The sequence below is a fragment of the Arthrobacter sp. NPDC057013 genome, assembly GCF_042674585.1.
Classification (GTDB): domain Bacteria; phylum Actinomycetota; class Actinomycetes; order Actinomycetales; family Micrococcaceae; genus Arthrobacter.
Genome location: NZ_JBHUSE010000004.1, coordinates 301529 through 327079, shown reverse-complemented (window position 1 = coordinate 327079; position 25551 = coordinate 301529). Strand labels below are relative to the sequence as shown.

The 25551-nt window shown below is 63.1% G+C and carries 25 protein-coding genes; 16 read left to right on the top strand and 9 right to left on the bottom strand.

Features of this window, described 5'->3' with window-relative positions:
* Positions 1-82: 82 nt before the first annotated feature.
* The 5 genes from ACFTSA_RS08740 to ACFTSA_RS08720 are packed head-to-tail and all read right to left on the bottom strand — an operon-like array spanning position 83 to position 5704.
* On the bottom strand, positions 83-1081 hold the full coding sequence (locus tag ACFTSA_RS08740) for a D-2-hydroxyacid dehydrogenase (RefSeq protein ID WP_377950882.1): 999 nt from the start codon (positions 1079-1081) through the stop codon (positions 83-85).
* A complete protein-coding gene (locus ACFTSA_RS08735) occupies positions 1078-2175 on the bottom strand; it encodes a tartrate dehydrogenase (RefSeq protein ID WP_377950881.1) in 1098 nt (365 codons plus the stop codon). The genes ACFTSA_RS08740 and ACFTSA_RS08735 overlap by 4 nt, the downstream gene beginning before the upstream one ends.
* Positions 2172-3713 carry an aldehyde dehydrogenase family protein gene (locus tag ACFTSA_RS08730; protein WP_377950880.1) on the bottom strand — a complete coding sequence of 514 codons (1542 nt, stop codon included), beginning with the start codon at positions 3711-3713 and terminating at the stop codon, positions 2172-2174. Before ACFTSA_RS08730 ends, ACFTSA_RS08735 begins: the two co-directional genes overlap by 4 nt.
* An 11-nt stretch (positions 3714-3724) precedes the next feature.
* Positions 3725-5002: an NAD(P)/FAD-dependent oxidoreductase gene (locus ACFTSA_RS08725; protein ID WP_377950879.1), complete on the bottom strand. Its 1278-nt coding sequence runs from the start codon at positions 5000-5002 to the stop codon at positions 3725-3727.
* 27 nt (positions 5003-5029) lie between these two features.
* Positions 5030-5704, bottom strand: coding sequence for a haloacid dehalogenase type II (locus tag ACFTSA_RS08720; RefSeq protein ID WP_377950878.1), 675 nt, complete (start codon positions 5702-5704; stop codon positions 5030-5032).
* Positions 5705-6114: 410 nt separating this feature from the next.
* Here ACFTSA_RS08720 and ACFTSA_RS08715 point away from each other — a divergent pair, with 410 nt between their 5' ends.
* From ACFTSA_RS08715 to ACFTSA_RS08665, 11 genes are all read left to right on the top strand, one after another.
* A complete protein-coding gene (locus tag ACFTSA_RS08715; RefSeq protein ID WP_377950877.1) occupies positions 6115-7038 on the top strand; it encodes an ABC transporter substrate-binding protein in 924 nt (307 codons plus the stop codon).
* A 49-nt stretch (positions 7039-7087) separates the two neighbouring features.
* Complete coding sequence (locus ACFTSA_RS08710) at positions 7088-7984, top strand: amino acid ABC transporter permease (protein ID WP_377950876.1); 897 nt, start codon at positions 7088-7090, stop codon at positions 7982-7984.
* The gene (locus tag ACFTSA_RS08705) at positions 7981-8748 is read left to right on the top strand and encodes an amino acid ABC transporter ATP-binding protein (RefSeq protein ID WP_377950875.1); all 768 of its coding nucleotides are present in this window, start codon (positions 7981-7983) and stop codon (positions 8746-8748) included. Before ACFTSA_RS08710 ends, ACFTSA_RS08705 begins: the two co-directional genes overlap by 4 nt.
* Entirely contained in the window at positions 8749-9882 is a 1134-nt protein-coding gene (solA, locus tag ACFTSA_RS08700) for an N-methyl-L-tryptophan oxidase (RefSeq protein ID WP_377950874.1), read from the top strand.
* A gap of 81 nt (positions 9883-9963) precedes the next feature.
* Positions 9964-11217 carry an aspartate aminotransferase family protein gene (locus tag ACFTSA_RS08695; RefSeq protein ID WP_377950873.1) on the top strand — a complete coding sequence of 418 codons (1254 nt, stop codon included), beginning with the start codon at positions 9964-9966 and terminating at the stop codon, positions 11215-11217.
* Positions 11218-11245: 28 nt separating this feature from the next.
* Positions 11246-12700 (top strand): NAD-dependent succinate-semialdehyde dehydrogenase, encoded by a 1455-nt coding sequence (locus ACFTSA_RS08690; RefSeq protein ID WP_377950872.1) that lies wholly within the window; start codon positions 11246-11248, stop codon positions 12698-12700.
* A 39-nt stretch (positions 12701-12739) separates the two neighbouring features.
* Positions 12740-13432 (top strand): GntR family transcriptional regulator, encoded by a 693-nt coding sequence (locus ACFTSA_RS08685; RefSeq protein ID WP_377950871.1) that lies wholly within the window; start codon positions 12740-12742, stop codon positions 13430-13432.
* 210 nt (positions 13433-13642) lie between these two features.
* A complete protein-coding gene (locus tag ACFTSA_RS08680; protein ID WP_377950870.1) occupies positions 13643-14569 on the top strand; it encodes an ABC transporter substrate-binding protein in 927 nt (308 codons plus the stop codon).
* A gap of 45 nt (positions 14570-14614) precedes the next feature.
* Positions 14615-15511: an amino acid ABC transporter permease gene (locus ACFTSA_RS08675; RefSeq protein ID WP_377950869.1), complete on the top strand. Its 897-nt coding sequence runs from the start codon at positions 14615-14617 to the stop codon at positions 15509-15511.
* Entirely contained in the window at positions 15508-16275 is a 768-nt protein-coding gene (locus tag ACFTSA_RS08670) for an amino acid ABC transporter ATP-binding protein (protein WP_377950868.1), read from the top strand. The genes ACFTSA_RS08675 and ACFTSA_RS08670 overlap by 4 nt, the downstream gene beginning before the upstream one ends.
* A gap of 69 nt (positions 16276-16344) precedes the next feature.
* Entirely contained in the window at positions 16345-17016 is a 672-nt protein-coding gene (locus ACFTSA_RS08665) for a GntR family transcriptional regulator (RefSeq protein WP_377950867.1), read from the top strand.
* Between the two features lie 88 nt (positions 17017-17104).
* Here ACFTSA_RS08665 and ACFTSA_RS08660 read toward each other — a convergent pair whose 3' ends face one another.
* The gene (locus ACFTSA_RS08660; RefSeq protein WP_377950866.1) at positions 17105-17467 is read right to left on the bottom strand and encodes a cupin domain-containing protein; all 363 of its coding nucleotides are present in this window, start codon (positions 17465-17467) and stop codon (positions 17105-17107) included.
* Positions 17468-17680: 213 nt separating this feature from the next.
* Between ACFTSA_RS08660 and ACFTSA_RS08655 the strand changes: the two genes are divergently transcribed.
* From ACFTSA_RS08655 to ACFTSA_RS08645, 3 genes are all read left to right on the top strand, one after another.
* Complete coding sequence (locus ACFTSA_RS08655) at positions 17681-17899, top strand: hypothetical protein (protein WP_377950865.1); 219 nt, start codon at positions 17681-17683, stop codon at positions 17897-17899.
* A 242-nt stretch (positions 17900-18141) separates the two neighbouring features.
* Entirely contained in the window at positions 18142-18438 is a 297-nt protein-coding gene (locus tag ACFTSA_RS08650; protein WP_377950864.1) for a hypothetical protein, read from the top strand.
* Between the two features lie 653 nt (positions 18439-19091).
* Complete coding sequence (locus tag ACFTSA_RS08645; RefSeq protein WP_377950863.1) at positions 19092-21251, top strand: glycogen debranching N-terminal domain-containing protein; 2160 nt, start codon at positions 19092-19094, stop codon at positions 21249-21251.
* Positions 21252-21295: 44 nt separating this feature from the next.
* Here the strand turns inward: ACFTSA_RS08645 and ACFTSA_RS08640 are convergent, their stop codons facing one another.
* From ACFTSA_RS08640 to ACFTSA_RS08630, 3 genes are read right to left on the bottom strand one after another with little or no spacing between them, the layout of a single operon-like run.
* Entirely contained in the window at positions 21296-21628 is a 333-nt protein-coding gene (locus ACFTSA_RS08640; protein WP_377950862.1) for a DUF6510 family protein, read from the bottom strand.
* Positions 21625-22362 (bottom strand): ferredoxin reductase, encoded by a 738-nt coding sequence (locus tag ACFTSA_RS08635; protein WP_377950861.1) that lies wholly within the window; start codon positions 22360-22362, stop codon positions 21625-21627. Before ACFTSA_RS08635 ends, ACFTSA_RS08640 begins: the two co-directional genes overlap by 4 nt.
* Positions 22363-22372: 10 nt before the next feature.
* Positions 22373-22963: a sulfite oxidase-like oxidoreductase gene (locus ACFTSA_RS08630; protein ID WP_377950860.1), complete on the bottom strand. Its 591-nt coding sequence runs from the start codon at positions 22961-22963 to the stop codon at positions 22373-22375.
* A gap of 522 nt (positions 22964-23485) precedes the next feature.
* Here ACFTSA_RS08630 and ACFTSA_RS08625 point away from each other — a divergent pair.
* Both ACFTSA_RS08625 and ACFTSA_RS08620 read left to right on the top strand, forming a co-directional pair.
* A complete protein-coding gene (locus tag ACFTSA_RS08625; RefSeq protein WP_377950859.1) occupies positions 23486-24271 on the top strand; it encodes a 5'-nucleotidase, lipoprotein e(P4) family in 786 nt (261 codons plus the stop codon).
* Positions 24272-24472: 201 nt separating this feature from the next.
* Positions 24473-25501: an NADPH:quinone reductase gene (locus ACFTSA_RS08620; protein ID WP_377950858.1), complete on the top strand. Its 1029-nt coding sequence runs from the start codon at positions 24473-24475 to the stop codon at positions 25499-25501.
* Positions 25502-25551 lie beyond the last annotated feature (50 nt).

Sequence of the window (25551 nt, the reverse complement as noted above, 5' to 3'; positions counted from 1 at the left end):
CGGGCTCGGGGCGTCCTTGTGTCGATTGCTCCGCAAGTGCCCTTTTGGACGCTCAAAACGGCACCTACGGAGCAATCGTGGGTTAGTTGGCCAGGGATGACGCGGGAATCGTGACGAACCCAAGGGCCTTGTCCACCACGTTTTCCAATGGCTCACCGCTGCTATACCGTTTCAGGTTGTCCACGAACAGCCGGCCAAGGTCGTCGAGATACTCCTCGGTGTCACCGCTCATGTGGGGTGTGATGATGACGTTCTCCATGCCCCACAGAGCGTGGCCTTCGGGCAGAGGCTCGGGATTCACGACATCAAGCGCGGCCCCGGCGATGGAGCCAGCTACCAGGGCGTCGGTAAGGGCGCCGGTGTCGACGAGCTCTCCCCGGCCAACATTGATCAGGTGCGCGGAGGGCTTCATCGCCGCCAGGACCTCGGCGTTGACCAATCCCCTGGTGCCGTTGGTCAGGGGTGCGGCGAGGACCAGGTAGTCGTAGCCGTGGACGACGGCGGCCAGGTCAACCGACGAGTGGATCCGGCCGAAGTCGGAATCCCCGGTCCGGCCGGTCCGGCCGGCGCCGTCGACGTTCATGCCGACCGCGCGGAAGAGTCGCGCGGTCTCCCGGCCAATGGATCCGGTTCCCACCACCAGAGCGCTCTGACCGTGGATCTTGCGAGTGACCCGGTGCTGCCAGCGCTGTTGCTGCTGCAGCCTGAACGAGCCCTGTGCGTCCTTGGCCATATCCAGCACAAAACCCAGCGCAAACTCCGCGATGGCCCGGCTCAGCACGCCGCGGGAGTTTGTGTAGGTAACGTCGCTGGCGACCAGCTCGTCAAACATCAGCTGGCTGACTCCCGCCGCCGTGGCGTGGACCCATCGCAGGGACGAGGCGGCGCCCCAGTTCTCCCGCAAGGCCGGCGAGAACGAGTGCCACTGGTACAGCACATCTGCGCCGTCCAAAGCCTCCGCCAAGCCCTCGGCCTTGGTCAGCCGGACCTCCGCGAGCTCCTCGACCTCCGCCAGGCGGGGCGGCAGCGCCTCGCGGTAAAGGGCAGCGACGATGGGACGCTTGCGTTCCGCGCGGGTCATCGCACTGACGTTGCGGCGGTGCCGTCCGCGTAGTCCCCGGCGAGGGCACTGATGGCGGACAGCACAGCGGCGGTGAATTCCGAAGTGGACGAGGTTCCGCCGACGTCGCGGGTGCCGGAGCCGTCCCGAAGGGCGGATTCGAACGCGGCTTGCAGGTGGGCAGCGGCCTCGGGGTGCCCGAGGTGTTCAAGCATCATCGCCCCAGACCAGATCTGCCCCACAGGGTTTGCCAGACCCTTCCCGGCGATATCCGGGGCCGAACCATGGACCGGCTCGAACAGGGACGGGTAATCGCCCTCGGGGTTCAGGTTTGCGCTGGGCGCCAGGCCGATGGAACCGGTCGCTGCACTTCCCAGGTCCGAAAGGATGTCACCGAACAGGTTGGAAGCCACAATGACATCCAGGGCCCAGGGCTTCAGGACCAGGTGCGCGGCGAGTGCATCCACCAGTTCGCTGGTGAGGGTGACCTCGGGGTACTCGCGGACCGCTTCGGCAACCACCTCGTCCCAAAAGGGCATGGTGTGCACGATGCCGTTGCTCTTGGTGGCCGAGGTAAGTTGCCCGCGCCTTGATGCGGCCAACCGAGCAGCATAGTGCGCCGCCCGCAAGACACCCAGACGTGTGAAGACGCTGGTCTGCATGGCACTTTCCTCAGGCTGCCCCCGGTAGATGCGCCCGCCGACCTCCGAGTATTCCCCTTCGTTGTTTTCCCGGACAATGAGGAGGTCGATCGGATGCTTGGCCGCGAGCGGTGACGCAACGCCGTCGAGCGTTTTGACCGGGCGGAGGTTGATGTACTGCTGAAATTCCCGGCGGATCGGGATCAGCAGCCCCCACAGCGATTCGGTGTCCGGGACCTCCGGGGATCCCACCGCGCCGAGGAAAATGGCGTGGTGTTTGGCGAGCTGGTCCAGCCCGTCAACGGCCATCATCCGGCCGTGCTTCGCATAGTATTCGGATCCCCAGTCGAAGTACGTGAACTCCAGGCTGAGGGAGTGAAGTTCCGCGATGCGTTCAAGGCATTCGACGGCCGCGGGGACAACTTCGTTCCCGATGCCGTCGCCGGGAATAACGGCGATCTTGTGGGTACTCATGGCATTTTCCGTTCCGGCAGGCCGCCCGGCAGCTGTTGCCAGCGGGCACCCGGTCCTCCAAGGTTGACAATGGTGCTTTTGGGTTCCGTCATCTCATGCACGGCATACCTGACGCCTTCCCGGCCGACGCCGGATTTTTTGAAACCGCCGAAGGGCATGGAGTCGATGCGGACGTCGCTGGTCTCGTTGATCACCACGGCGCCCACGTGCAGCCTCTCGGCGATGGCCAGCGCTCGGTCAATGGATCGGGTGAACACGCCTGCCTGAAGGCCGTAGTCGGAGCTGTTGGCCGCTTGGACCGCGTCTGCGATCCCGATGAAGGGCATGAGGCTGACCACCGGACCGAACACTTCGTCGCGGATCACCCGGCACTCCGGCGGCACGTCGGTCAGAACCGTCGGCTCGTAATAGGCGCCCCGCCGCTTCCCCCCGGCCTGGACGCGCGCTCCGGCGGCCTTGGCCTCTTCCACCCATTCCTCGACCCTCGTGGCCTCCGCCTCGGAGATGAGCGGGCCGACGTCGGTACTGCGGTCCAGTTTGGGCCCTGTTTTGAGCGCCGCTGCACCGCGGGTTACCCGCTCGAGCACTTCCTCGAACAGGGAGATGTGCACGTAGACACGCTGGACCGAGAGGCAGTTTTGTCCGGCCACACCAAAGGCTCCGGCCACGATGGCATCAGACGCCTGGACGGCGTCCGCATCTGCGCAGACAATCGTTGGGTTGTTCCCGCCGAGCTCGGAGAGGATCTTCTTGGCCCCGGCGGTGGCCGCAATGCGGTCCGCAGTGCGGGGACCGCCCGTGAAGGAAATCAGATCGACCTGCTCATCGCCCACCAGTGCTTCGGAGACGCCGGGGCCGGAGACGATCACGGCGATGCGTCCGGACGGGACGCCGGCTTCGAGCAGCAGCTGGACAAAGGCCAGCCCGGTCAGCGGGGTCCGGCCGGACGGTTTAAGTACGACGCCGTTCCCCCCGATGAGGGCAGGGCCCAGCTTGTGTGCCACCAGGTTGAGCGGATCATTGAACGGAGTGATCGCCGCAATTATCCCCACCGGCTTCCGGCTGTACCAACCGATCTTGCCCGCGCCGGAAACGCTGTCCTCGAAGCCCAGCGTCTCCCCCGTTAGTTCTCCGGAGGCAGCAGCAGAAAGCCGCAGGGTCTCGATGCAGCGGCCTACCTCACGCTCCGCCTCGGTGATGGTTTTGCTGCTCTCCGCGGCGATGATCCGGGCGAATCGATCAGACTGGTCGGCGAGAAGCTGCCCTGCGGTCTCCAACGTCTGTCTGCGGGAGCGCAAGGGCCACTCTGCACCCTGGAGATGGCGGTGGATATGGGCGACCGCCCGGCGGACGTCCTGCGGGGAGGAGGAGCAGACCCGGCCTAGAAGAATGCCGTCTTCCGGGTCGCGTATCTCCAAAATCATGTCAGCGGTCTGCCATTGGCCTTCGAAGAAGGCTCCGCCGGGAAGGTTGGCGATTTCTGCCCGGCTGTACCCTGTTTCCGGGCGCGCTTCAGCCAGGGTTTCCGATGCTGTCATGGATCCCTCGCCTACTTGACTCGGTCAATGATCTTGGCGGCGGCGCCGATGAACGGCAGGAACCACGGCGGGCCGAAGTGGCCCGGCACGGGCGGGTTCTTCAGGTCTTCCCACACGTTGGCGGACTTGTCGCCGCCCATGTAGTGGGCCATGCGCTTGCCCATGTGGGCAGCCATCTGCACGCCGTGGCCGCTGTAGTTGAGCGAGTAGAAGAGCCCGTCGTGGACGCCGGCGTGAACCATTTGGTCCATCGACAGGTCCACGAGTCCGCCCCACGTGTAGTCCACTCGGGCGTTAGACAGGTAGGGGAAGAGCTCGAGCATGGCCTTACGCAGGATCTCGCCGCTCTTGACGTCGGAGTCCGGGCTCGACAGTGCGAAGCGGGCACGGCCGCCGAACAGAAGCCGGTTGTCAGGCGTGATGCGGAAGTAGTAGGTGAGCATCTTGCTGTCCGAGGCCTGGCGCCGGTTGGGCAGGATGCGGTTCACGACGTCCTCGGGCAGCGGCTCGGTCACGATGATGAAGCTGCCGACCGGGATCACCCGGCGCTGCAGCCATGGAGTGACGCTGCCGGTGTAGCCGCTCGTGGCAACCAGGACCTGCTTAGCCCGGGTGATGCCGCGGCTGGTGTGCACATCGTGCACCGTGCCGTTGATTCGCTTGAGCTCGGTCACGCCTGCGCTCTCGCAGATCTGCGCCCCGGCCAGGACGGCCGCCCCTGCAAGGCCGTGGGCGAACTTGCCCACGTGGAGTCCGGCTCCCAAGGGGTCCATCATGGCGCCCTTGTAGAAGTCGGTGCCGATCTCGCTGTGGATCTCGGACTTCGGGATCAACTTGACGTGGTGGTCCACCAGCCTGGCCAGCAACTCTTGGGACTTCCGGAAGCCCTCGTTGTGCGACTCGTGGAACGCCAGTGAGAGCTTGCCGAAGCGGTTGAAGTCGCAATCGATCGCGTAATCGTGGACGAGCTTCTCGATCGTGTCGATGGCGTCGTTGTACTCGCGGAACATCTCCACGGCACGGCTCTCCCCGTACCGCTTCACCGCAGTGCTGAAGCCGATGGCCAGCCCGGTGGTGGCCATGCCGCCGTTGCGGCCGGACGCGCCCCACCCGACGGTGTGCCGTTCGAAGACCGCAACGCTCGCGCCTTGCTTGGCAAATTCCAGGGCTGCGGACAACCCGGTAAATCCGGCGCCGATGATTGCCACATCGACATTTTCGGGTACCGGTGTCTGCCGGTAATCGCCGGAAGGCTCGGCGGTGTCCAGCCAGTAAGGAATGAGTTTCACGGTTTGACCTTTCGCCTCGAAATCGGTTTAGAGACCGAGGTACTTGTTGATCTCGTCCAGAGACTTAACAGAGTTGTAGTCATAGCCCTCAGTAATGGGGTCATAGCCACGGTCCAGCACCCAGAGGTTCCGGAAGCCCATGTCGTGCATCGGATGCATGTCGTAGCGTGTGTGTGAGGAGATGTGCAGGAAGTCCTCCGGCTTGGCGTTCAGGGTGTCGAGCATGTACTCGAAGGCCTGGTACCGCGGCTTGTAGGCCCGGGCCTGCTCAGCCGTCAACACGGCGTGGAAGTCTGCGCCGAGCTTCGGGATGCTGATGTCCAGGAAGCTGGTGTCCGCGTTGGACAGGGCCACCAGCTTGAAGTTGTCGCCCATCAGCTTCAGCGGAGCCGGCACGTCGTCGTGGGCAACCCAGCCGCGGACCGCCTCAGCGAACTGCGCGCCGGCACCAGGGGTCGGCCCGATGCCCCAGCGCTTGCACACGCGGTCAAAGGAATCCTGAAGGATCGCCTCGTACGGCTTGTAGTCGCCAAGGACCTCGTCGAACCGGTACCCGCGGAACTGCTTCTTGAAGGTAGGCCACTGCTCCTCAGAGATACGGCCCTCGAGCAGGCGACGGGTCGTGGGATCAATGTCGAAGTTGATAAGCGTGCCGTAGACATCAAAAGAGATGTACTTCGGCCGGGATTTCGTGTCTGCCATGATTCGTCCGTTCATTGAAATGTTAGTGCCGGGCCTGGATCGTTAGCCATCAGCTATGCCTGTCGGAACTGCAGGAATTTTTCCGAACTGGAAGTCCCTTCAGCCCGTTGTTCTCGACTGTAGGCCCGGAAATTGTCAATTGTCAACAGTTTCTAATGAGATTCTTTCTCAAAAAACGCGCTGCAGATTCCAGGACGATTAATCTCATCGTCAATTGTTGACAATCAGCGATCCGCGCGGTTCCATTGCTAATGGATGCGGAACGAGATCCGGATCACAGCCCGCATGAAGCACCAACCGCCAGCACCGCCCTCGCCTCTGCCTAAGCGGACAAGACGAGCGGAAGGTCTTGAAAATACCGACCCCGTTCCAGCGGACCAATCAGCTGGAACCATTCGAAGGGAAGCACCATGAAGACCATTAATAAAGTCCAGACCGCAGCGGCGGGGCTTGCCGTTCTGTTGTCCTTGAGCGCCTGTGGTGGCGCCGCCGCTGGAGATCAGGCTCCGGCAGACGCGAAGACCTCCCACACCGCCGATATCTCGGAGGGCGTCCAGCCTGATCCTGCGGCGGTTGCCTTGTTGCCGCAGTCATACAAGGACAAGGGCGAGCTGACGGTGGCGATGGACCTGCATTACCCGCCGACGACCTTTCTCGCCGATGACAATACGACCCCGATCGGTTTGAACCCGGACGTTGCCCGGTTGGTGGCGAAGAAGCTGGGCCTGAAGCTGAAGTTCGAGAACACTGCTTTCGACTCGATCGTCCCCGGTATCGACGGCGGCCGCTTCGATTTCACCGCCACCACGATGTCCAAGACGGACGAGCGGCTCAAGGTTTTGGACATGATCGATTATTTCCGGGCCGGCAACTCCGTGGCCGTTGCCGCTGGGAATCCGCTCAAACTCACCGTCCAGACCCTGTGCGGTAAGAGCATTGCCGTCACCCAGGGCTCGACCGGGCAGCTCAAGCGCCTCCCAGCCCTGAACGAGCAGACCTGCACCTCCAAGGGACAGCCGGCGATCAACGCCGTGACGCTGCCCAACGTCCAGGAGGCCCTGACACAGCTGCACTCCAAGCGGATCGACGGCGTCTTCTACGATACGACCTCGCTCGCATGGGCAGAGAAGCAGCAGCCAGGCTCCTTCACCCTCCTCGGCCGGGTCAACGTCGGCTCGAACGACCTGACCGCCGTCGGCCTGAAGAAGGGCTCCCCGCTGACCCCGGCCCTGCAGAAGGCTGTCCAGTCCGTCCTCGAGACCCCGCAGTACAAGGAGTCCCTGCAGACCTGGGGCCTGGAGTCCGGGGCCATCACCGACGCCAAACTGAACTAGCGGGGTGCCTTCCGTGCAGCCAGTAATGATCGAAAGAAGTGAAACCACAATGAGTGGGATGGATTCGGCCCTGAAGCCAAGGCTGAAGCGGCGAAGCTTTTTCGAGTACGTCACCTGGGTTGTGTGCAGCCTCATCGGGCTGGGCATCCTGATCTCGGTGTCCACGAATCCCAACTTCAAGTGGGGCGTGGTCGCCAAGTACTTCACGTATGAGACGATCCTGCGCGGGTTGATGCTGACGATCTTTCTGACGCTTGCCAGCATGACTCTGGGAACGCTCCTGGGGCTGGGCCTGGCGGTCATGAGGTCCTCGAAGCTCAGGCCGATCGCCGCGACCGCCGGTGTCTACATCACACTGTTCCGCGGCACCCCGGTCCTGGTGCAGCTGATTTTCTGGTTCAACATCGCCGCGCTCTACCCCAACCTCACGATCGGGATCCCGTTCACGAATATCGGCACCGCGATCGATGTGAACGCCCTGATGGCACCCATCACAGCGGCCCTGATCGGCCTGACCCTCAACCAGGCCGCCTACATGGCCGAAATCATCCGCGGCGGATTCTCCGCCGTCGGCAAGGGCCAGATCGAGGCCGCCGACTCCCTGGGCATGAGCGCCGGGATGAAGATGCGCAAGGTCATCATTCCCCAGGCCATGCCCTCGATCATCCCGGCGACCGGAAACCAGTTCATCGGCATGTTCAAGGAAACCTCGCTCGTCAGCGTGCTCGGCGTCGCCGAACTGCTCCAGAGCGCACAGCTGATCTATGCCCGCACTTACGAGACCATCCCGCTGCTGATCGTCGCCAGCCTCTGGTACCTCGTGATGACCCTGCTGCTGAGCTATCCGCAATCCAAGCTCGAGCAAAAATACTCCCGTTCAACCTCGAGGCTTCCCCGGAAGGCGAAAAAGGTTGCCCTGACCGAACCGGAAGGTATTGCCCGATGAGTACCGACGGCACCATCCACGCCCGCGGAATCCGAAAGTCCTTCGGAACCAAAACAGTCCTGAAAAACATCGACCTGGACATCGCCAGCGGCGAAATCTGCTGCATCATCGGCCCGTCCGGCTCCGGAAAGTCCACCGTCCTGCGCTGCATCAACGGCCTCGAGACCGTGGACACCGGTGTCCTGAAGGTCAACGGCGAAAACTTCGGCTACTACGAAACCGACACCGCCTACCACGCCCTGCACCCGAAGGAACTCGCCCGCCAGCGCACCCGGGTCGGCATGGTCTTCCAGCAGTTCAACCTCTTCCCCAACATGACCGCCCAGGAAAACATCATGGCCGGCCCCGTGCTGGTCAAGCGCGGCGACAAGAAACAGGCCGCGGCGCGGGCAGAAGAGCTGCTCGCCAGCGTCGGCCTGGCCGGTTTCGGCGACCACTACCCCGCCCAGCTCTCCGGCGGGCAGCAGCAGCGCGTCGCCATCGCCCGGTCCCTGGCGATGGACCCGGAGATCATGCTCTTCGATGAACCCACCTCCGCCCTGGACCCCGAAAAAGTCGGCGAAGTCCTCATGGTCATGCAGGACCTGGCCAAGAAAGGCATGACCATGGTGGTGGTCACCCACGAAATGGGCTTCGCCCGCGAAGTCGCAGACTCCCTGATCTTCATGGACGACGGCTGCATCATCGAACGCGGCGACGCCCGCGAAGTCCTGCGCAACCCCAAAGAACCCCGCACCCAGGCCTTCCTGGACAAGGTGATTTAAATGACCGATGGAAAACTCGCCGTCATCGGCCTCGGGAGCATCGGAAGCATGGCCCTGTGGCAGGCATCCCGCCTGACCGGCTCCGTCACCGGATTCGAAGCCGCCGCACCTGCCCACGCCCGCAGCGCCGTCGGCGGGGACACCCGCCTGTTCCGCATGCTCTACCGCGGGACCCCCGACTACTACCCCATCCTGAAACGCTCCCGGGCCCTCTGGGCAGAACTCGAAGCCGAAACCGGCCGGAACATCCTCACCCGCTGCGGCGGCCTCTCCATCGGAACCGCCGACGGCCCCTACATCACGGCCCTGCTCGAAACCAGCAGGACCAACGGGGCCGAGCACCACATCCTCACCCGCCAGGACATGGCCCAACGCTACCCCCAGCACAACCTCCGCGACGACGACGTTGCCGTCTACGATCCCCACGCCGGGGCCCTGCGCACCGACCGGGCCGTCACCGCCGCGGTCGCAGCTGCCCAGGCCAACGGCGCCACCATCCACACGAACACCCCGATCCACAGCATCACCGAAACCCATGACGGCGTCATCGTCACCTCCGGCGAGAAATCCTGGACCTTCGAAAACGTCATCGTCGCCTCCGGCGGCTGGTCCCAACGGCTCATGCCCGACTATCTCAAGGACGCCACAGAAACCCGGCGGATCTTCCTGACCTGGTTCGTCGCCCGCGACGCAGCGGAATTCTCGCCGGAGAAATTTCCCGTCTTCATCCGCATCTCCGGGGACCGCTCCATGTACGGCGCACCCGCCGTCGACGGCGTCACCGTCAAAGCAACCCTGGACGGCCGCGGCGCACCCACACCATCCGCGGACACGGTCCCAAGGGAACTCACCCCGGCAGAGATTACCGAAACCACGGAAACCGTCACCGAGTTCTTCCCCGGCCTCTACCCGAACATCGTGCGCTCGGACGCCTTCCCCGACCTCTTCACCAAGGACGGCCACCCCCTCCTCGGCAGGATCAGCGAAGACAGCAAGATCTACACCGCTACGGGCTTCTCCGGCGCAGGCTTCAAAAACGCCACCGGCTTCGGTGAAATCGCCGCCCACGAGGCCTTGGGCAAACGCTCCTTCGACGGCTTGGACTTCGTACGTCCCCAGCGGTTCACCTCCTGACTAGCCCTATCAGGTCGGCAAAGGCACTCATCTCGATCGCCAATTGTTGACAATCTACATCTCCTGAGAAAGTATGAAGCCATGGCAACTCTTAGTCCCATCCTCAAGCAGGCAACGCCGGTCGTCGTTGACCACGCAGCCGGCTCCTGGATCCACGCCACCGACGGCAAGAAGTACCTCGATTTCACCACCGGGATCGGCGTCACCAGCACAGGGCACTGCCACCCCGACGTCGTCGCCGCAGCCCGCGACCAGGTGGGCAGGATTGTCCATGCCCAGTACACCACCGTGATGCACAAGCCCCTGCTCGAGCTCACGCAAAAGCTGGGAGAATTCCTGCCCTCCGGGCTGGACAGCGTCTTCTACGCCACCTCCGGCTCCGAAGCCGTGGAAGCCTCCGTCCGTTTGGCCCGCATGGCCACCGGCCGGCCGAACATCATCTCCTTCCAGGGAGGCTTCCACGGCCGCACGGTGGGAGCTGCCTCGCTCACCACCGCCGGCACCAAATTCCGTTCCGGCTTCTCCCCCATGATGGGCGGGGTGCACATCGCCCCCTTCCCACACGCCTACCGGTACGGCTGGGACGAGGAAACAGCAGTTGCCTTCGCCTTGAAGGAACTGGACCACCTCCTGGTCAGCATCAGCAGCCCCAGCGACACCGCAGGTTTCATCATCGAGCCCGTCCTGGGCGACGGCGGCTACATCCCGACGCCTGTTGCGTTCCTGCAGGGCCTGCGGGAAAGGGCCGACCGGCACGGGATCGTCCTCATCCTCGACGAGGTCCAGGCAGGGGTGGGCCGCACCGGTAAGTTCTGGGGACACGACTGGGCGGGCATCCGGCCGGACGTAATCATCACCGCCAAGGGCCTTGCCAGCGGATTCCCCATCTCCGCGGTCGCAGCCTCGGCGGAGCTGATGGGCAAGGCCTGGCCCGGATCCCAGGGAGGCACCTACGGCGGAAACGCTGTCGCGGCCGCGGCCGGAGTCGCAACCCTGGGTGTCATCGAACGCGAGAACCTGGTGACCAACGCCCTGGTCCGCGGCGACGAGCTGCGCTCCGGGCTCGAAAGCCTCGCACCCGAGTTCACGGCCATCGGGGACGTCCGGGGCCGGGGACTGATGCAGTCCGTCGAATTCACCGCCGCGGACGGGGCACCGGACGCCGCCACTGCGCTGGCTGTCCAGCAGGCAGCCATCAAGGAAGAACTCCTCCTCCTCACCTGCGGCCCCTACGGCAACGTCATCCGCATCATCCCGCCCCTCAACGTCAGCAGCGACGAAATCCAGAGCGGCCTCACCAGGTTCACCCAGGCACTGAAAACAGCCACCTCCTAGTCCTTCCTTCGATTCTTGAAAGCGTGATATGAGCACATCATTCGACCCCTCCGGTCTTCACAGGGACCTGTTCATCGATGGTGCCTGGCAGAAGTCCGCCAGCGGCGCAACGTTCCCGGTGGAAAATCCGGCAACCCATGAGGTCATTGCCCAGGTCGCCGACGGCGGGCCCGAAGATGCAGCCCGGGCCATCGAGGCCGCCGGACGGGCGCAGGCAGAGTGGGGCAAGTCCACCCCCCGTGCACGGGCCGACATCCTGCGCCGGGCCTTTGACCTGGTCATCGCCAACACCGATCGGCTGGCCGCGATCATGACCGCCGAGATGGGCAAGCCCCTGGCCGAGGCCAAGGGCGAAGTGGCCTACGGCGCCGAAATGCTCCGCTGGTTCTCCGAAGAAGCCGTCCGCATCGGCGGAGACAGCGCCACGTCCAATGACGGGAACACCCGGATCATGATCACCAAGGAGCCCGTCGGCCCCTGCGTGCTGGTCACCCCGTGGAACTTCCCGCTGGCCATGGGCACCCGCAAGATCGCCCCCGCCGTCGCCGCCGGCTGCACCATGGTCTTCAAGCCCGCCGAACTGACCCCGCTGACCTCCCTTGCCTTGGTGGACATCTTCAAGCAGGCAGGCCTGCCTGAAGGTGTGCTGAACGTCGTCACCACCTCCTCTGCCTCCAGCGTTGTGGGGACCTGGATGAGCAGCGGCATTGCACGCAAGGTCAGCTTCACCGGCTCCACTGAGGTCGGCAAGATCCTGCTGCGCCAGGCGGCGGACAATGTCATGCGTTCCTCGATGGAGCTGGGCGGCAACGCCCCGTTCATCGTCCTGGCCGACGCGGACATCGAAAAGGCCGTCGACGGCGCCCTGAAGGCCAAGATGCGGAACATGGGCGAGGCCTGCACCGCGGCCAACCGTTTTTTCGTGCACCGATCCGTCGTCGAGGAGTTCGGTGAGAAGTTCGCCAAGCGGATCTCCGAGCTGAAGGTCGGCAACGGCGCCTTGGACGGAACCGACGTCGGACCCCTGATCGAGCAGAAAGGCCTTGACAAGGTCGAAAGCCTCGTCAACGACGCGGTCACGAAAGGTGCGCGTATCCTCACCGGCGGAACGCGGCCGGAAGGCGCCGGATACTTCTACACCCCCACCGTCCTGACGGACGTGACCGCCGATGCAGAATTGATGAGCACCGAGATCTTCGGTCCGGTCGCCGCCATTACCGCCTTCGACAGCGAGGATGAAGTCGTCCGCCTCGCCAACGACACCGAGTGGGGTCTGGTGGGCTACGTCTTTACTGAGAACATGGACAAGGCCCTGCGCTTCTCCCAGGAGCTGGAAGTAGGCATGGTCGGGCTGAACACCGGCCTGGTCTCCAACCCTGCAGCACCGTTCGGAGGCGTCAAGCAGTCCGGGCTGGGACGCGAAGGCGGCAAGGTCGGCATCGAAGAATTCCTGGAGACCAAGTACACCGCAATAGCGCTCTAGAGAGCCAGCAAGTCGAAGAATGAAATGAGGGGGATGTCAATGGCGGCACCAGAAGGACTGTTTGTCCTGGAGGGAAGGCCCACGGCGCAGCTGATCGCAGATCAGCTGCGGGAACAGATCGTCCAAGGAACCTTCCGTCCCGGACAGCAGATCAACGAATCCCTCCTGGCCAGCCAGCTGCAAACCTCCCGGGGACCTCTCCGGGAGGCGCTGCAGCGCCTGTGCCAGGAGGGCATCCTGGTCAGCCACCGCAACCGCGGAGTGTTCGTCCTTGAGCTTTCGACGGCGGACGTCAAGGAAATCTACGCCGTCCGTGAGTCCGTGGAATTGGCCGCTGCGAATACACTGCTCGACGCCGGACAGCAGGAAATCAGTGACACCTGCGATGCGCTGAGGGGAATCCTCAGGGATATGGCAAAGCAGGTCGCGGTCTCGGACTGGCAGGCCATCGCCCGGCTGGACATGGAGTTCCACACCGCCCTCGTTGCCGGTGCTGGCAACACACGCCTGATCAGGATTTACAAGACCCTGGCGGCGGAATCAAGGATGTGCATTCTCAACCTCGAAGTCTCCTACCCGCGGGTGGACATTCTGGTGCAGGAGCACCAGAACATCCTGGACCTGCTGGAAACAGGAGACCGAAAGGGACTCCAGCACGCCATCAAACGGCACATGCAAAAGGGTGTGGAGGACCTTACCTCAACCAGGCAAGACACCGGCATCACCGCTTAGAGAGTCATTCGGCGTAGCGCAGAGGTGGCCCGGCCCAGTGGACCGGGCCCCCTCTGCGTTTTTGCGCGCCGGCGAGGGAGAAAGTAACCCGAGAAATCTCGCAGAAATTGTCGATAATCTGCGATCTCGGTGGTTGCATTAGTAGATAGGAGACGGCGGGAAACAGGTGGGACAAGAGCCCGGAACCGGCGTCGTGACAGGAAAGCAGCGATGAGGATCAGAACCAAGGTCCAGGGCGTAATTGCAGCATTGGCGCTGGTGTTGGCAGTGACCGCTTGTGCCCCGGGTGCCAACAGTGATTCGGAAAGCGGGGGCTCCAGGACCGCGAACACTGCCGACATTTCCGAGGGAGTGCAACCTGACGCCGCCGCAGTGAAGCTTTTGCCGCAGTCCTACAGGGACAAAGGCGAACTGACGGTGGCCATGGACCTGCACTACCCGCCCACCACGTTCCTCGCCGATGACAATACGACGCCCATCGGGCTCAACCCGGACATCGCCCGCCTCGTGGCCAAGAAGCTCGGGCTGAAGCTGAAGTTCGAGAACACCGCCTTTGACACCATCATTCCGGGCATCGACGGCGGCCGCTACGACTTCACGGTCACCACCATGGCGCCAACGCCTGAACGGCTGAAGGTCCTGGACATGATCGACTACTTCAACGGTGGCCTTTCTGTCGCCGTGAGCGCCGGCAACCCGCTGATGATCAGCAACGACGATATGTGCGGAAGGGACATTGCCGTCACGAAAGGCTCCACCGGCCAGCTGATCCACCTCCCGAACGTCTCCGAGTGGACCTGCGCCGCCAAGGGCAAGCCTGCCATCAACGCTGTTACGCTCCCCAACGTCCAGGAGGCTCTGACGCAGTTGGCGTCCAAGCGCATCGACGGAGTCTTCTACGACACCGCTTCGCTGGTATGGGCGCAAAAGCAACAGCCGGACACTTTCACGATTCTGTCTCCACAGGTGGATACCCGCTCCGATCACGTCGTTGCCATTGGCCTGAAGAAAGGGTCACCGCTGACTCCAGCACTGCAGAAGGCCACACAGTCCGTCCTGGACAGCCCCGAATACAAGAAATCACTCGCCAACTGGGGCCTGGAATCAGGCGCCATCACCGAAGCGAAGCTTAACTGAAGGCCCGCCGTGCTGAAATTCATTAGTCCTGGAAGGCGGCCAGCTGTGGGGGCGATAAACCCGGCCCTGAAGCCCAGGCTGCGGCGCAGAAGCGTCTTTGAGTACCTCGCGTGGGTGGTCTGCATCCTGCTTGGTCTGGGCATTCTGATCTCGGTTTTAACCAATCCCAACTTCAAATGGCACGTGGTCGCAAGATACTTCACGCATGAGACGATCATCCGCGGCCTGATGCTGACCATTTTCCTGACCCTGGCAAGTATGGCGCTTGGCACCGTGCTTGGCCTGGTGCTAGCCATCATGCGGTCCTCCAGCATTAAGCCGGTCGCCGCCACCGCAGGCGTTTACATCACCCTGTTCCGGGGCACCCCGGTCCTGGTGCAACTGATTTTCTGGTTCAACATCGCCGCCCTGTACCCGAACCTGACCATCGGAATACCCTTCACGGACTTCAGCACCGCCGTCGACGTCAATGCCCTGATGGCACCCATCACCGCGGCCCTGGTGGGCCTCACGCTCAATGAAGCCGCCTACATGGCGGAAATCATCCGCGGCGGCTTCTCCGCAGTGGGCAAGGGGCAGATCGAGGCCGCCGACTCCCTGGGCATGAGCGCCGTCATGAAGATGCGTAAGGTGATCATCCCCCAGGCCATGCCCTCGATCATCCCGGCGACCGGCAACCAGGTTATCGGCATGTTCAAGGAAACCTCCCTGGTCAGCGTCCTCGGTGTCGCGGAGCTGCTCCAGAGCGCTCAGCTGATCTATGCCCGCACTTACGAGACCATTCCATTGCTGATCGTCGCCAGCCTCTGGTACCTGGTGATGACCCTTCTCCTGAGCTACCCGCAAGCCAAACTTGAGCAAAGGTACTCCCGTGCAACCTCCGCGCTGCCGAGAAGGGCAAGAAGAGCGTCCCGGACAGAACCGGAGGGAATTGCCCGATGAGTGCCGACGGCACCATTCATGCCCGTGGAATCCGAAAGTCCTTCGGACCCAAGACAGTCCTGCAGGGTATCGACCTGGACATCGCCAGCGGTGAAGTCTGCTGCATTATTGGCCCCAGCGGCTCCGGCAAGTCCACCCTGTTGCGGTGCATCAACGGCCTGGAGGCCGTGGACGCCGGTGTCCTGAAGGTCAACGGCGAACACCTGGGGTATTACGAAACCGATACCGCCTACCGCGCCCTGCCCCCGAAGGAACTCGCGCGCCAGCGCACCAGAATTGGCATGGTCTTCCAGCAGTTCAACCTCTTCCCCAACATGACCGCCCAGGAAAACGTCATGGCCGGCCCCGTGCTGGTCAAGGGCGGCGACAAGAAGCAGGCCGCCACGCGGGCCGGCGAGCTGCTCGCCAGCGTCGGCCTCTCTGCTTTCGGCGACCACTATCCGGCCCAGCTGTCCGGCGGGCAGCAGCAGCGCGTCGCCATCGCCCGGTCCCTGGCGATGGACCCGCAGATCATGCTCTTCGACGAGCCCACCTCCGCCCTGGATCCTGAAAAGGTCGGTGAGGTCCTCGCCGTCATGAAGGAGCTGGCCAGCAAAGGCATGACCATGGTGGTGGTTACCCATGAAATGGGCTTCGCCCGCGAAGTCGCAGACTCCCTGATCTTCATGGCCGAAGGCCGCATCATCGAGCGCGGCGACGCCAGGGAAACTCTCCGAAACCCGAAGGAACGCCGCACCCAATCCTTTCTGGAAAAGGTGCTCTAGCGATGAATGAACGCGCGTCCTGCACCGTTTGGTACAGGTAATGTGCCGAAGAATGAGATGAGGAATGACATGGCGGCAACTGAAGGACTATTCGTCCTGGAAGGAAGGCCCACGGCCCAGCTGATTGCCGATCAGCTGCGGGAACAAATCGTTCAGGGGATCTTCCGTCCGGGAGAGCAGATCAATGAATCTGCCATGGCCAGCCGCCTGCGAACGTCCAGGGGACCTCTACGGGAAGCATTACAGCGCCTGTGCCAGGAAGGGATCCTGGTCAACCACCGCAACCGCGGAGTGTTCGTCCTGGAGCTCACAACCGAGGACATCAAGGAGATCTACGCCGTCCGCGAGGCCGTGGAATCGGCCGCTGCCAACACACTGCTGGACGGCAGGGAGGAACAGGTGACCGACACCTGCGACGTGCTGCAGGGAATCATCAATGACATGGCAAAGCAGGTTGCTGTGTCCGACTGGCAGGCTATCGCAAGGCTGGACATGCAGTTTCACACCTCCTTCGTTGCAGGGACTGGAAATTCCCGCCTGATCCGCGTCTACGAGACACTGGCCGCCGAATCCCGGATGTGCATTCTCAGCCTGGAAGTCGCCTATCCGCGGGTGGATGCTCTCGTGCAGGAGCACCAGAACATTCTGGATCTCCTGAAAGCACGGGACAAGAGGGGTCTCCAGAACGCCATCAAGCGGCACATGCAAAAGGCCGTCGAGGATCTCACCGGCACCAGGTAGCCGGCGCCCGTGCCCAGCAACCCGGCCACGTGGTCCGGGCAAGGGCTCCGGGCGGCCGCTGCCGCCCGGAGCCCTTGCCGTCTGCGGATTACTCGGCCGTGGCCGGAAGGTCCTTAACCACCCACATCTTGCGCAGCGTCTCGTGGATGGTCCAGCTGCCCTCCCAGCCAGCGGGAGTCACGAACAGTGAACCCGGGCCGATTTCGAAACTCGTGCCATCCGGTTCGGTGATGGTGCCCCTCCCGCTCAGAATCTGGCAGATCTCGTCGTAGCCGGGCCGGGTGCTCTTGAACGTTCCCGGAGTCACCTCCCAAATGCCCGTCCTGAAGTCGTCCCTGGCCCAAAGACGCAACGACACCTCGGTCTGCCCTTCTGTAATTGAGGTCTCCTTGGACTTGTGCTCCCCTGGGTCCGCGGTTGTCGCATCGCTCATGACGGTGGCCTTGACCATACTCGCTCCTTCTTGGGCTGTGCCCTGTACGTAGGTGCCTGCCCTCGTTGGAAGGCACGGAATTCATCCTAGCAATTGTCAACAATCGACGATAGGGTGGAAGTGGAAATTCTCCACAGGTGGCCCCCTGGCCGACGTTGCATCCTCCCCGGGCCCGGGCCGCTGAGGGCAAAGTCCCCGGCCGCCGACGCAATTCACAGAAAGGCACACAAAATGCGACAGAGCCGTCGTGTATCCATGTGGACGTCCCTGCAGCGCGGGGACGTCATCGCTCTTTGCCGGCAGGGCATCGAATGCTACAGGGGTTCCGTTGATGAGCGGACGGAGGATGGTCGGGTGATCTGGGTGACGGACCAGATCGGAGACCGTCGCCTGTTCCATGTCGAGGATGACTACGACCTCTTGATATCCGGCGATGTCTACTCCGACTAGGCAGACCGTGGGTAAACGTCGGTGCGGAGTGTCGGGATTGGGGGCGGTGCAATGCTCAGCCTGATCTTGCTCATCACAGCAGGGTTTCTAACCAGCTCAAGCGCAGTCTCGCCACCCGCGTGGTCCGCGCGGCGAGGAAGCCGGACAAAGTTCGAAGTCCGCCTCCTGCTGCAGATCTCCGCCGGGATCCTTGCCGTGGGTGCCGTCGTCCTGGCCGTTAGCGTACAACTGGACTCGTTCCAATGACCGAACAGACCCCCGGTATTCCAACAGCCGAGATCGGGAACAGCCCCTTGCCGCTGCCGGCCGGCGCGTCCTCGCCCACGGCGATGGTCTTCCACGACCCACTTTCGGATTCTCTGTCCGACGGACCAGCCGTACACTCCTACCGTCCCCTCGAATCTTCCCGACATTCCTCCGCGTCCCAACGCCTCGGACCAAATGGCCTGAAGAAGAGAAGGCTGGCGATGCGAGCCAATGCGATCGAAGCTGTTGCCCGGGAACTGCAGCTCTTGGCGCAGCGCCGCGGTGAGCCGTGAATTCCGCGGCCTGAGCGCGCGAAAGTCGCGCTCCGCGACGAACTCCTTGCCTACATGGAAACGATGCCGGAGCCCACATGCCCGGAACGGCTGATCATCACCAGCGGAGTAATGCAGGGCCTGGACGCTGTGGGCAAGCTGTTTATTGCCCCGGGAGACCCGGTGATCGTCGCGGCCCCACGTGCACGAACGGGGCGCCACGCTCATGGCCTATGGTGCGGATATCCTCGAGGCGCCATCGACGTCGCCGGCATGATGGTGGAAGCATTGCCCGGACAGCAATGTTTCTGGAGCGCCGGCGCAAAACCCCTTTGATCTGGCCATCCGGAACGGTGTGGCGTTCATTCCGGGGACGCGCCTTTTCCAGTAGCGGACAGTTCGACAACGCCTGCGGCGTGCTTTGCATCGCAAACACTCGAGCAGGCGGAGCTCGGCATCACCAGGCTCCCGGAGGCACCCGAGGCCCTGTGGACGGGCCTATATGCCGACGCCCTGCATGCCACCCCACCCCGAGCGCCCTATCCGGAACTTGCATTTCAGCGGCTCTGGCCCCGGGGGAAAAGCAAGAGTATCTTCGGTGAAAGACTGGCGACGGCGGCCTCCAGCAATATGAGCTCCAGGTGCTGTGGCGTCGGTTTCTTGAAGGGGCCAAGATGGCTGGATGGAACGCTGACACTGCTGCCGGACCTGTAGGGGCAGGGACGATCACCCTCGTGGAAGGCTCGTCCTTCTGCATCTCCCTGCCGAACGGGGACATCCATCCAGAGTATCCGCACGGGGTCTTCTTCCAGGACACGCGCATCCTGTCCCGTTGGACCCTGACCGTGAATGGCCAGTCGCTGGAACCGCTGGCCGCAGAGACGAAGGAACCGTACCGCGCGCTGTTTGCCGGCCGTGTCATCCGTTCCGACGGGTATGCAGACAGCCCGCTGATTGTGGAGCGGCTGCGCGAAGTGGGGGCAGGCATCCAAGAGCAGGTCACCATTCGCAACTACTCCCCGGATCCGGCCGAATGCACCATTTCCGTTACAGCCGAGGCAGATTTCGCGGATCTTTTCGAGGTCAAGGAGGCGCGGATCCAGGCGCGCTGGGCAGAAACCCGGGAAGTGGACGGCGATACGTTGACCATTCGGGCTAGCTGGCAGGATGTCCGAAAGGGACTTCTGGTCCAGGCCCCCGGAGCCGACGTCGGCCAGGAGACCCTGACATACACGGTTTCCCTCGCCCCGCACAGCCAGTGGAGTACAGTGCTGACCGCGGTTCCCAGCGCCGAGGCAGCGGGTCCTCCCCCGCCGTCGTTCATCCATACTGACGGCGCGGAACTGTCCCCCCGCGACCGCCGCCGGCAGGAGTGGGTGGCCAAGATCCCCAAGCTACATATGGCCAACCGCTCCATCGAACGGACCCTGCGGCGCAGTTACGACGATCTGGGCGCACTCCGCATCGAGGACCCCAACCACCCGGAGCGGATTGTGGTGGCCGCGGGTGCCCCGTGGTTCATGACACTCTTCGGCCGTGACTCGCTGTGGGCGTCGGAGATGGCAATGCCGGTGGACCCTTCCTTGGCACTGGGCACGCTGCAAACGCTGGCCGACCGCCAGGGCAGGGTGGTGGACCGGATGAGCGAGGAGGAACCTGGCAAGATCCTGCATGAGGTCAGGCTGGACGTCTCCAGTGGGCTTTCGCTCGGCGGCAAGTCCGTCTACTACGGCAGCATCGACGCCACCCCGCTGTTTGTGACGGTGCTTGGATCGGTGAGCCGCTGGGGATTCGGCAAGGAGACCATCGCGGCGTTGCTGCCTCACGCGGACCGCGCACTGGACTGGATCCGCGACTACGGCGATCGGGATGGTGACGGGTTCGTCGAGTATGAGCGCCTCAATCCCCGGGGTCTGATTAATCAGGGCTGGAAGGACTCGTGGGACGGCGTTAACTTTGCCAACGGCCGCCTGGCAGAGCCTCCGATCGCGCTCTGCGAAGTGCAGGCGTACGTCTACGACGCCTATATGGCCCGCGCCTGGATCGCGTACGACGCCGGCGACGCGGCTTTGGGCGATGAATGCGCCGACCGCGCTAAGCAGCTGAAGAAGCGGTTCAACGAGCAGTTCTGGATTCCGGAGGGCGGGTATTACGCCATCGCCCTGGACGGCAAGAAGCGGCAGGTCGACGCCTGCACGTCCAACATGGGTCACTGTCTGTGGGTGGGCCTGGTGGATGAGGACAAGGCACCCCAGGTGGCTGAACACCTGATGTCGCCGGAAATGTTCAGCGGCTGGGGAGTCAGGACCTTGGCCAGCGACATGGGTGCCTACAACCCCGCGAGCTATCACAACGGCTCGGTCTGGCCCCACGACAACGCCGTGGTTGCGGCCGGCCTGATGCGTTACGGGTTCGTGGCTGAGGCGCAGCGCATTTCCACCGGGCTCTTGGAGGCCGCCGAATATTCCGACGGCCGGCTCCCGGAGCTGTTCTGCGGCTTCAGCCGGGACCAGTTCACCGAGCCGGTCCCCTACCCGACGGCGTGCTCACCACAAGCCTGGGCAGCTACAACGCCGATCCAGCTCGTGACCACATTGATGCGGTATGACACGCATGTCTCCCGCGGCGGCTTCTGGATGGATCCCGTTCTCCCGGCCTCGTACGGCGACCTGCATATTACCAATGCCCCCATGGCGGGCGGCCGGATCACAATCGACGTCGCCAATTCCGTCCCCACTGTGCAGGGTCTGCCGGAGGGGATGGTCTTCCACAAGGGCCACCGGCCATGGCTCAGCGAACTCGTGAACGAAGCAGAGCAGCACCGCGACCCCTAACATATGGCCCTCCTGAGGCAGTCGAAGCCCCAGTCCCGAGAGGCCTACTCCTCGCGGGTGATCTCCAGGTAGCTCAGCCCGCTCAAATCCAACCAATATCGCGTTGGTGTTTCCACCAACCTCAGCAGCACTCCCTGGCAATCGCGGCAACGCACCACGATGCCGGGCGCATCGGTGAACACCATGGCCTCGCCAACAGCCCTGACTGAGCCGCAATGCCTGCAGCGTCCGAGCGCGGCGATGATGTCGATGCGGAACACTTCCGACAGTGCGCCGGCCGTGGCGTTCCCGTCCACATACGGAATAGGGTCATGAGGTGATGCTGCAATGTCCTGATCTTCGGCGTCGGGGACAGCGAAGTCGTCGGTGCCGTTCACCGGGTACCTCCCGTCCCGCCAAACCGTTCGGTCTTTATCGAAGCCGCCGAATAGCCGGCCATTACAAGCCAGTCCGCAACGGTCTCCACAAAAACTGTTTGGCCGCAAACAAAAACATCCGGGTTCTCCTCAGCTGGGAAGATCTTGCCCAAAAGGGTCTCGGACGTAAGGCGCGCCGGAGCGGCCGGCCAGCCCTCCGGCGTCGAACGCGTATAGACGTAGTCCACCATCAGCTTGGCTGATTCCTGGTCCAATCGACGCAGCTCGTCGCGGTACAGCGAAGCGTCGGGGGACTTGAGGGAATGGAGCAGCCTGAAAGGGGACGGGTTATTGGAAGCCTGATGCGTGCGGACCATTGACATCAGCGGCACCACACCTGACCCTCCCCCGATCAACTGCACCCTGTTCACATTGCTCGGCCGCCACACAAACCAGCCGCCCACCGGCCCCCGGATTTCCAACCGGTCCCCGACGGCCAGGTCCCGGACAAGGTAAGGCGACACTTCGCCGTCGGGCAGCTCATCAACCGTGATTTCCAGATGCTCATCCGTACTTGCGGATGCCACCGAGTAAGAGCGGATCGCGGTGTACCCGTCGTCTGCGGTGAGGCGGATGTCAACGTGCTGGCCGGCCAGATGTCCCATTAACCCATCCACGCGCAGCCGAATGGTCCTGGCTGTTGCGTTTTCCGGGACGCCGCTCACCACTTCAGCCACACGCCATACGGAGCTCACGGCAGGGGCCTCACGAGTACCGCTCCTCGCGCCATGGATTGCCGTGAAGATGATAACCATTGGATTCCCAGAAACCTGGAACGTCTTCCGCCGTCAGTTCCAAGCCGTGAATCCATTTGGCACTTTTCCAGAAATACAAATGCGGCACCAAAAGCCGTGCCGGACCGCCGTGGGCCCGTTCGAGAGGTTCGCCATCGAATTCCCAGGCCACCCATGCCTTGCCGCCCAGGAGGTCCCAAAGCGGAACGTTGGTTGTGTAGCCACCAAAGGAATGCGCGGTGGCGAAGTCGCAAGTGGTTTCCATGTTTTCAAAGAACGTGTCCAACGAAACTCCACGCCACACTGTTCCCAGTTTTGACCAGCTGGTTACGCAGTGAATGTCTTTCGTGATTTCCTCCTGCGGCAAGGCCAGGAATTCATTCCAGGACCAGGAGAGCCGCTGGCCAGTCTCCGTGGTGATGAAAAACTCCCATTCGTCGATGGGTATAAGCGGAGCAGGCCCGGCCGTGAGGACGGGAAAGTCCCGCGTTTCATGCTGCCCGGGTGGCAGTGCAGGATTCTCGGACCGCCGCCCCCGGAAACCGGAAGAAATGATACCCATGATGCACCTCCGCAGTGGAGCTTCACCCGGCCAACGACCGTTGATGCCCCAACGATAGGGCAACGTTTGGGCGGGGTCTAGCCATCAAAGGTGACTCAGTCAGGGCGTAAAGCAAAAACGCAATGCGTGGCTGAAGGGGAACAAGCACAATCCAGCCGCAACCTCTGCCAGCGCCGCCAGCGCCGACTTTGTCCGCGGGCTGGGTGCCGACGCGCGGTCTACCGGGCATCTTGATAGTCAGCGCCGGGTATTGAACGCTTGTTCAACCTCCGCTACTGTCCTCCTTATGAGTCTGATCACAGTGCATGACAAGCAGGTGAGCAAAGAAGCAACCCGTCGGCAGCCGGGTTTTCGGGCGCGGGCGGACCGGTTTGAAATTGCAGATTCGCCGGCAGGCGCACCGCCCTCAGGCACGGACAGCACGTAACCATGCCCAGTTGGGAAGCGCCGGAAACGTCACTGGATGTTTTTGACCGATCAAGTCCATCTTGCTGAACAAGGAGGTTCACCTTGAAGAGATCCATGAGCATTGCCCGCGCGAGTATCGCCATTGTGTCCCTGCTGGCCCTGGCCGGCTGCGCCGCTGCCGACCAGGGCGGTAAGGGTGCGGAGAAGAGCCCTAATTCCGTGAACTGTGCTGTACAGGAGCACGCGATGGGTCTGCGCTGGCAACAGCAAAGCGCTGAGGCACAGGCAGTGCAGTCCCAGACCTATCGGATCGCGGGTGAGCGCCTCGAGGAGAAGGTCAAGCAAACCAAGTCAGGGAACCTCGCGATCATCACCGATCTGGACGAGACCGCGATCGACAACACTGAGCTGTTGGCCCGCGACATGACGGCCTGCCACGACTACAGTGCTTGGGATACCTGGGGCCACTGGGAGCTCGAGGGGTCACCGTCCGCGATCCCGGGCGCCGCCGAGTTCTTCCAGAAAGCCGATGAGCTGGGCGTCTCGATCTACTACATCTCAGACCGAACCGAGGAGAACCTCGATGCCACCATTGCGTCGCTGAAGGGCCTGGACTTCCCCCAAGTATCGAAGGAACAGGTAATGCTGCTGGGCCCGTCGAAGGAGGAGCGGCGCACCAAAATCGAGGAGGAACACACGGTCATCATGCAACTGGGCGACACCCTGCATGACTTCGCCGGGGACTACGCCAACGCCCATCTGGACCAGCAGCGGAAGCTCGTCGAACAAGACGCCAAGCACTTCGGCGACGACTGGTTCATCCTGCCTAATCCCACCTACGGCTCTTGGGAGAATGCAGAGCTCGACAAATGGGACGCCAAGCTGGAAGTCAATAAGTGACCTTCCTGCAGGCATTCGCCCGGTCCTTCGCACTGTCAGCGAAGGGCACCCTGATCGGAGCAGTCATCGGCGCGAAGAAGCCTGAAATTCCCTTCCACCGTACGAGGACTGAAGCGGCCCATCTGCACAGGAATTGTGCGCCCTCCTTCGGTAGGTTGGTGCTGTAAGTCGGCCACGGTAAACCCACTCATTGGAGAAGACGTGAAAGCGATTGTGTACGAAGAGACAGGTTCGTCGCCGGTGCTGAAGCTACAGGACAAGCCGCTGGCTGATCCCCGCGCCCATGAGGTCCGGGTGCGCGTGGTTGTCTCCGGGGTGAACCCCACCGACTGGAAGTCCCGCGCAGGCGGAGGAGGAAGCACCCCGCTGGAGGCACCGAAGGTCCCTAACCAGGACGGCGCCGGCGTGATCGACGCGATCGGCCCCGGAGTGACAGGACTCAGCATCGGCGACCGCGTCTGGCTCTGGGACGTCGCCTGGGGCAGCACTGAGGGCACCGCCCAGGAGTACGCGGTCATACCGGCGGCCAAAGCAGTCCCGCTTCCGCATACTGAATCCTTCGACACCGGCGCGTCCATCGGCATCCCCGCCCTAACAGCGCACCGGGCGCTGACCTCGAATGAGGACGGCCCTGCCAGGCTCTCCCCCGGAGCCCTGACGGGACGAACGATACTGATCACCGGCGGCGCAGGCGCAGTGGGACATGCCGCCATTCAGCTCGCAAACTGGGCCGGAGCAACTGTCATCGCCACAGTCAGCGGAGACCGGAAAGCTGAACTCGCCCGCCGCGCCGGAGCCCACACAGTCGTCAACTACCGCACCGACGACGTCATCACCGCCGTCCGCCAGGCAGCCGGCGGCGGTGTCGACACCATCGTCGATGTCAACGCCCCAGCCAACATCGAGACGGACGTGCAGGTCCTCAAACCCAGCGGAACCATAGCCATCTACGCGGCGAATCCCGGTGAATCAGTGACCGTTCCCATCCGGGAAAGCATGACGAAGAACGTCCGGTACCAGTTCATCCTCACCTACACGGTCACGGACGAACAAAAACAGCGAGCCGTCGCCGCCGTCTCCGACGCGCTGAAGGACGGCGCGCTGCCCGTCGGGGAAGAACACGGCCTGCCCCTGACCCGCTTCCCGCTCGAAGAAACCGCCGCGGCACATGACGCCGTGGAGCGGGGCACCATCGGGAAGGTGCTCATCGACGTCGCACCATCATCCTGAGCTCCCCCTTTACATCTATTCGGTCCCCGAGGGACGGTGCGCCTGATAAT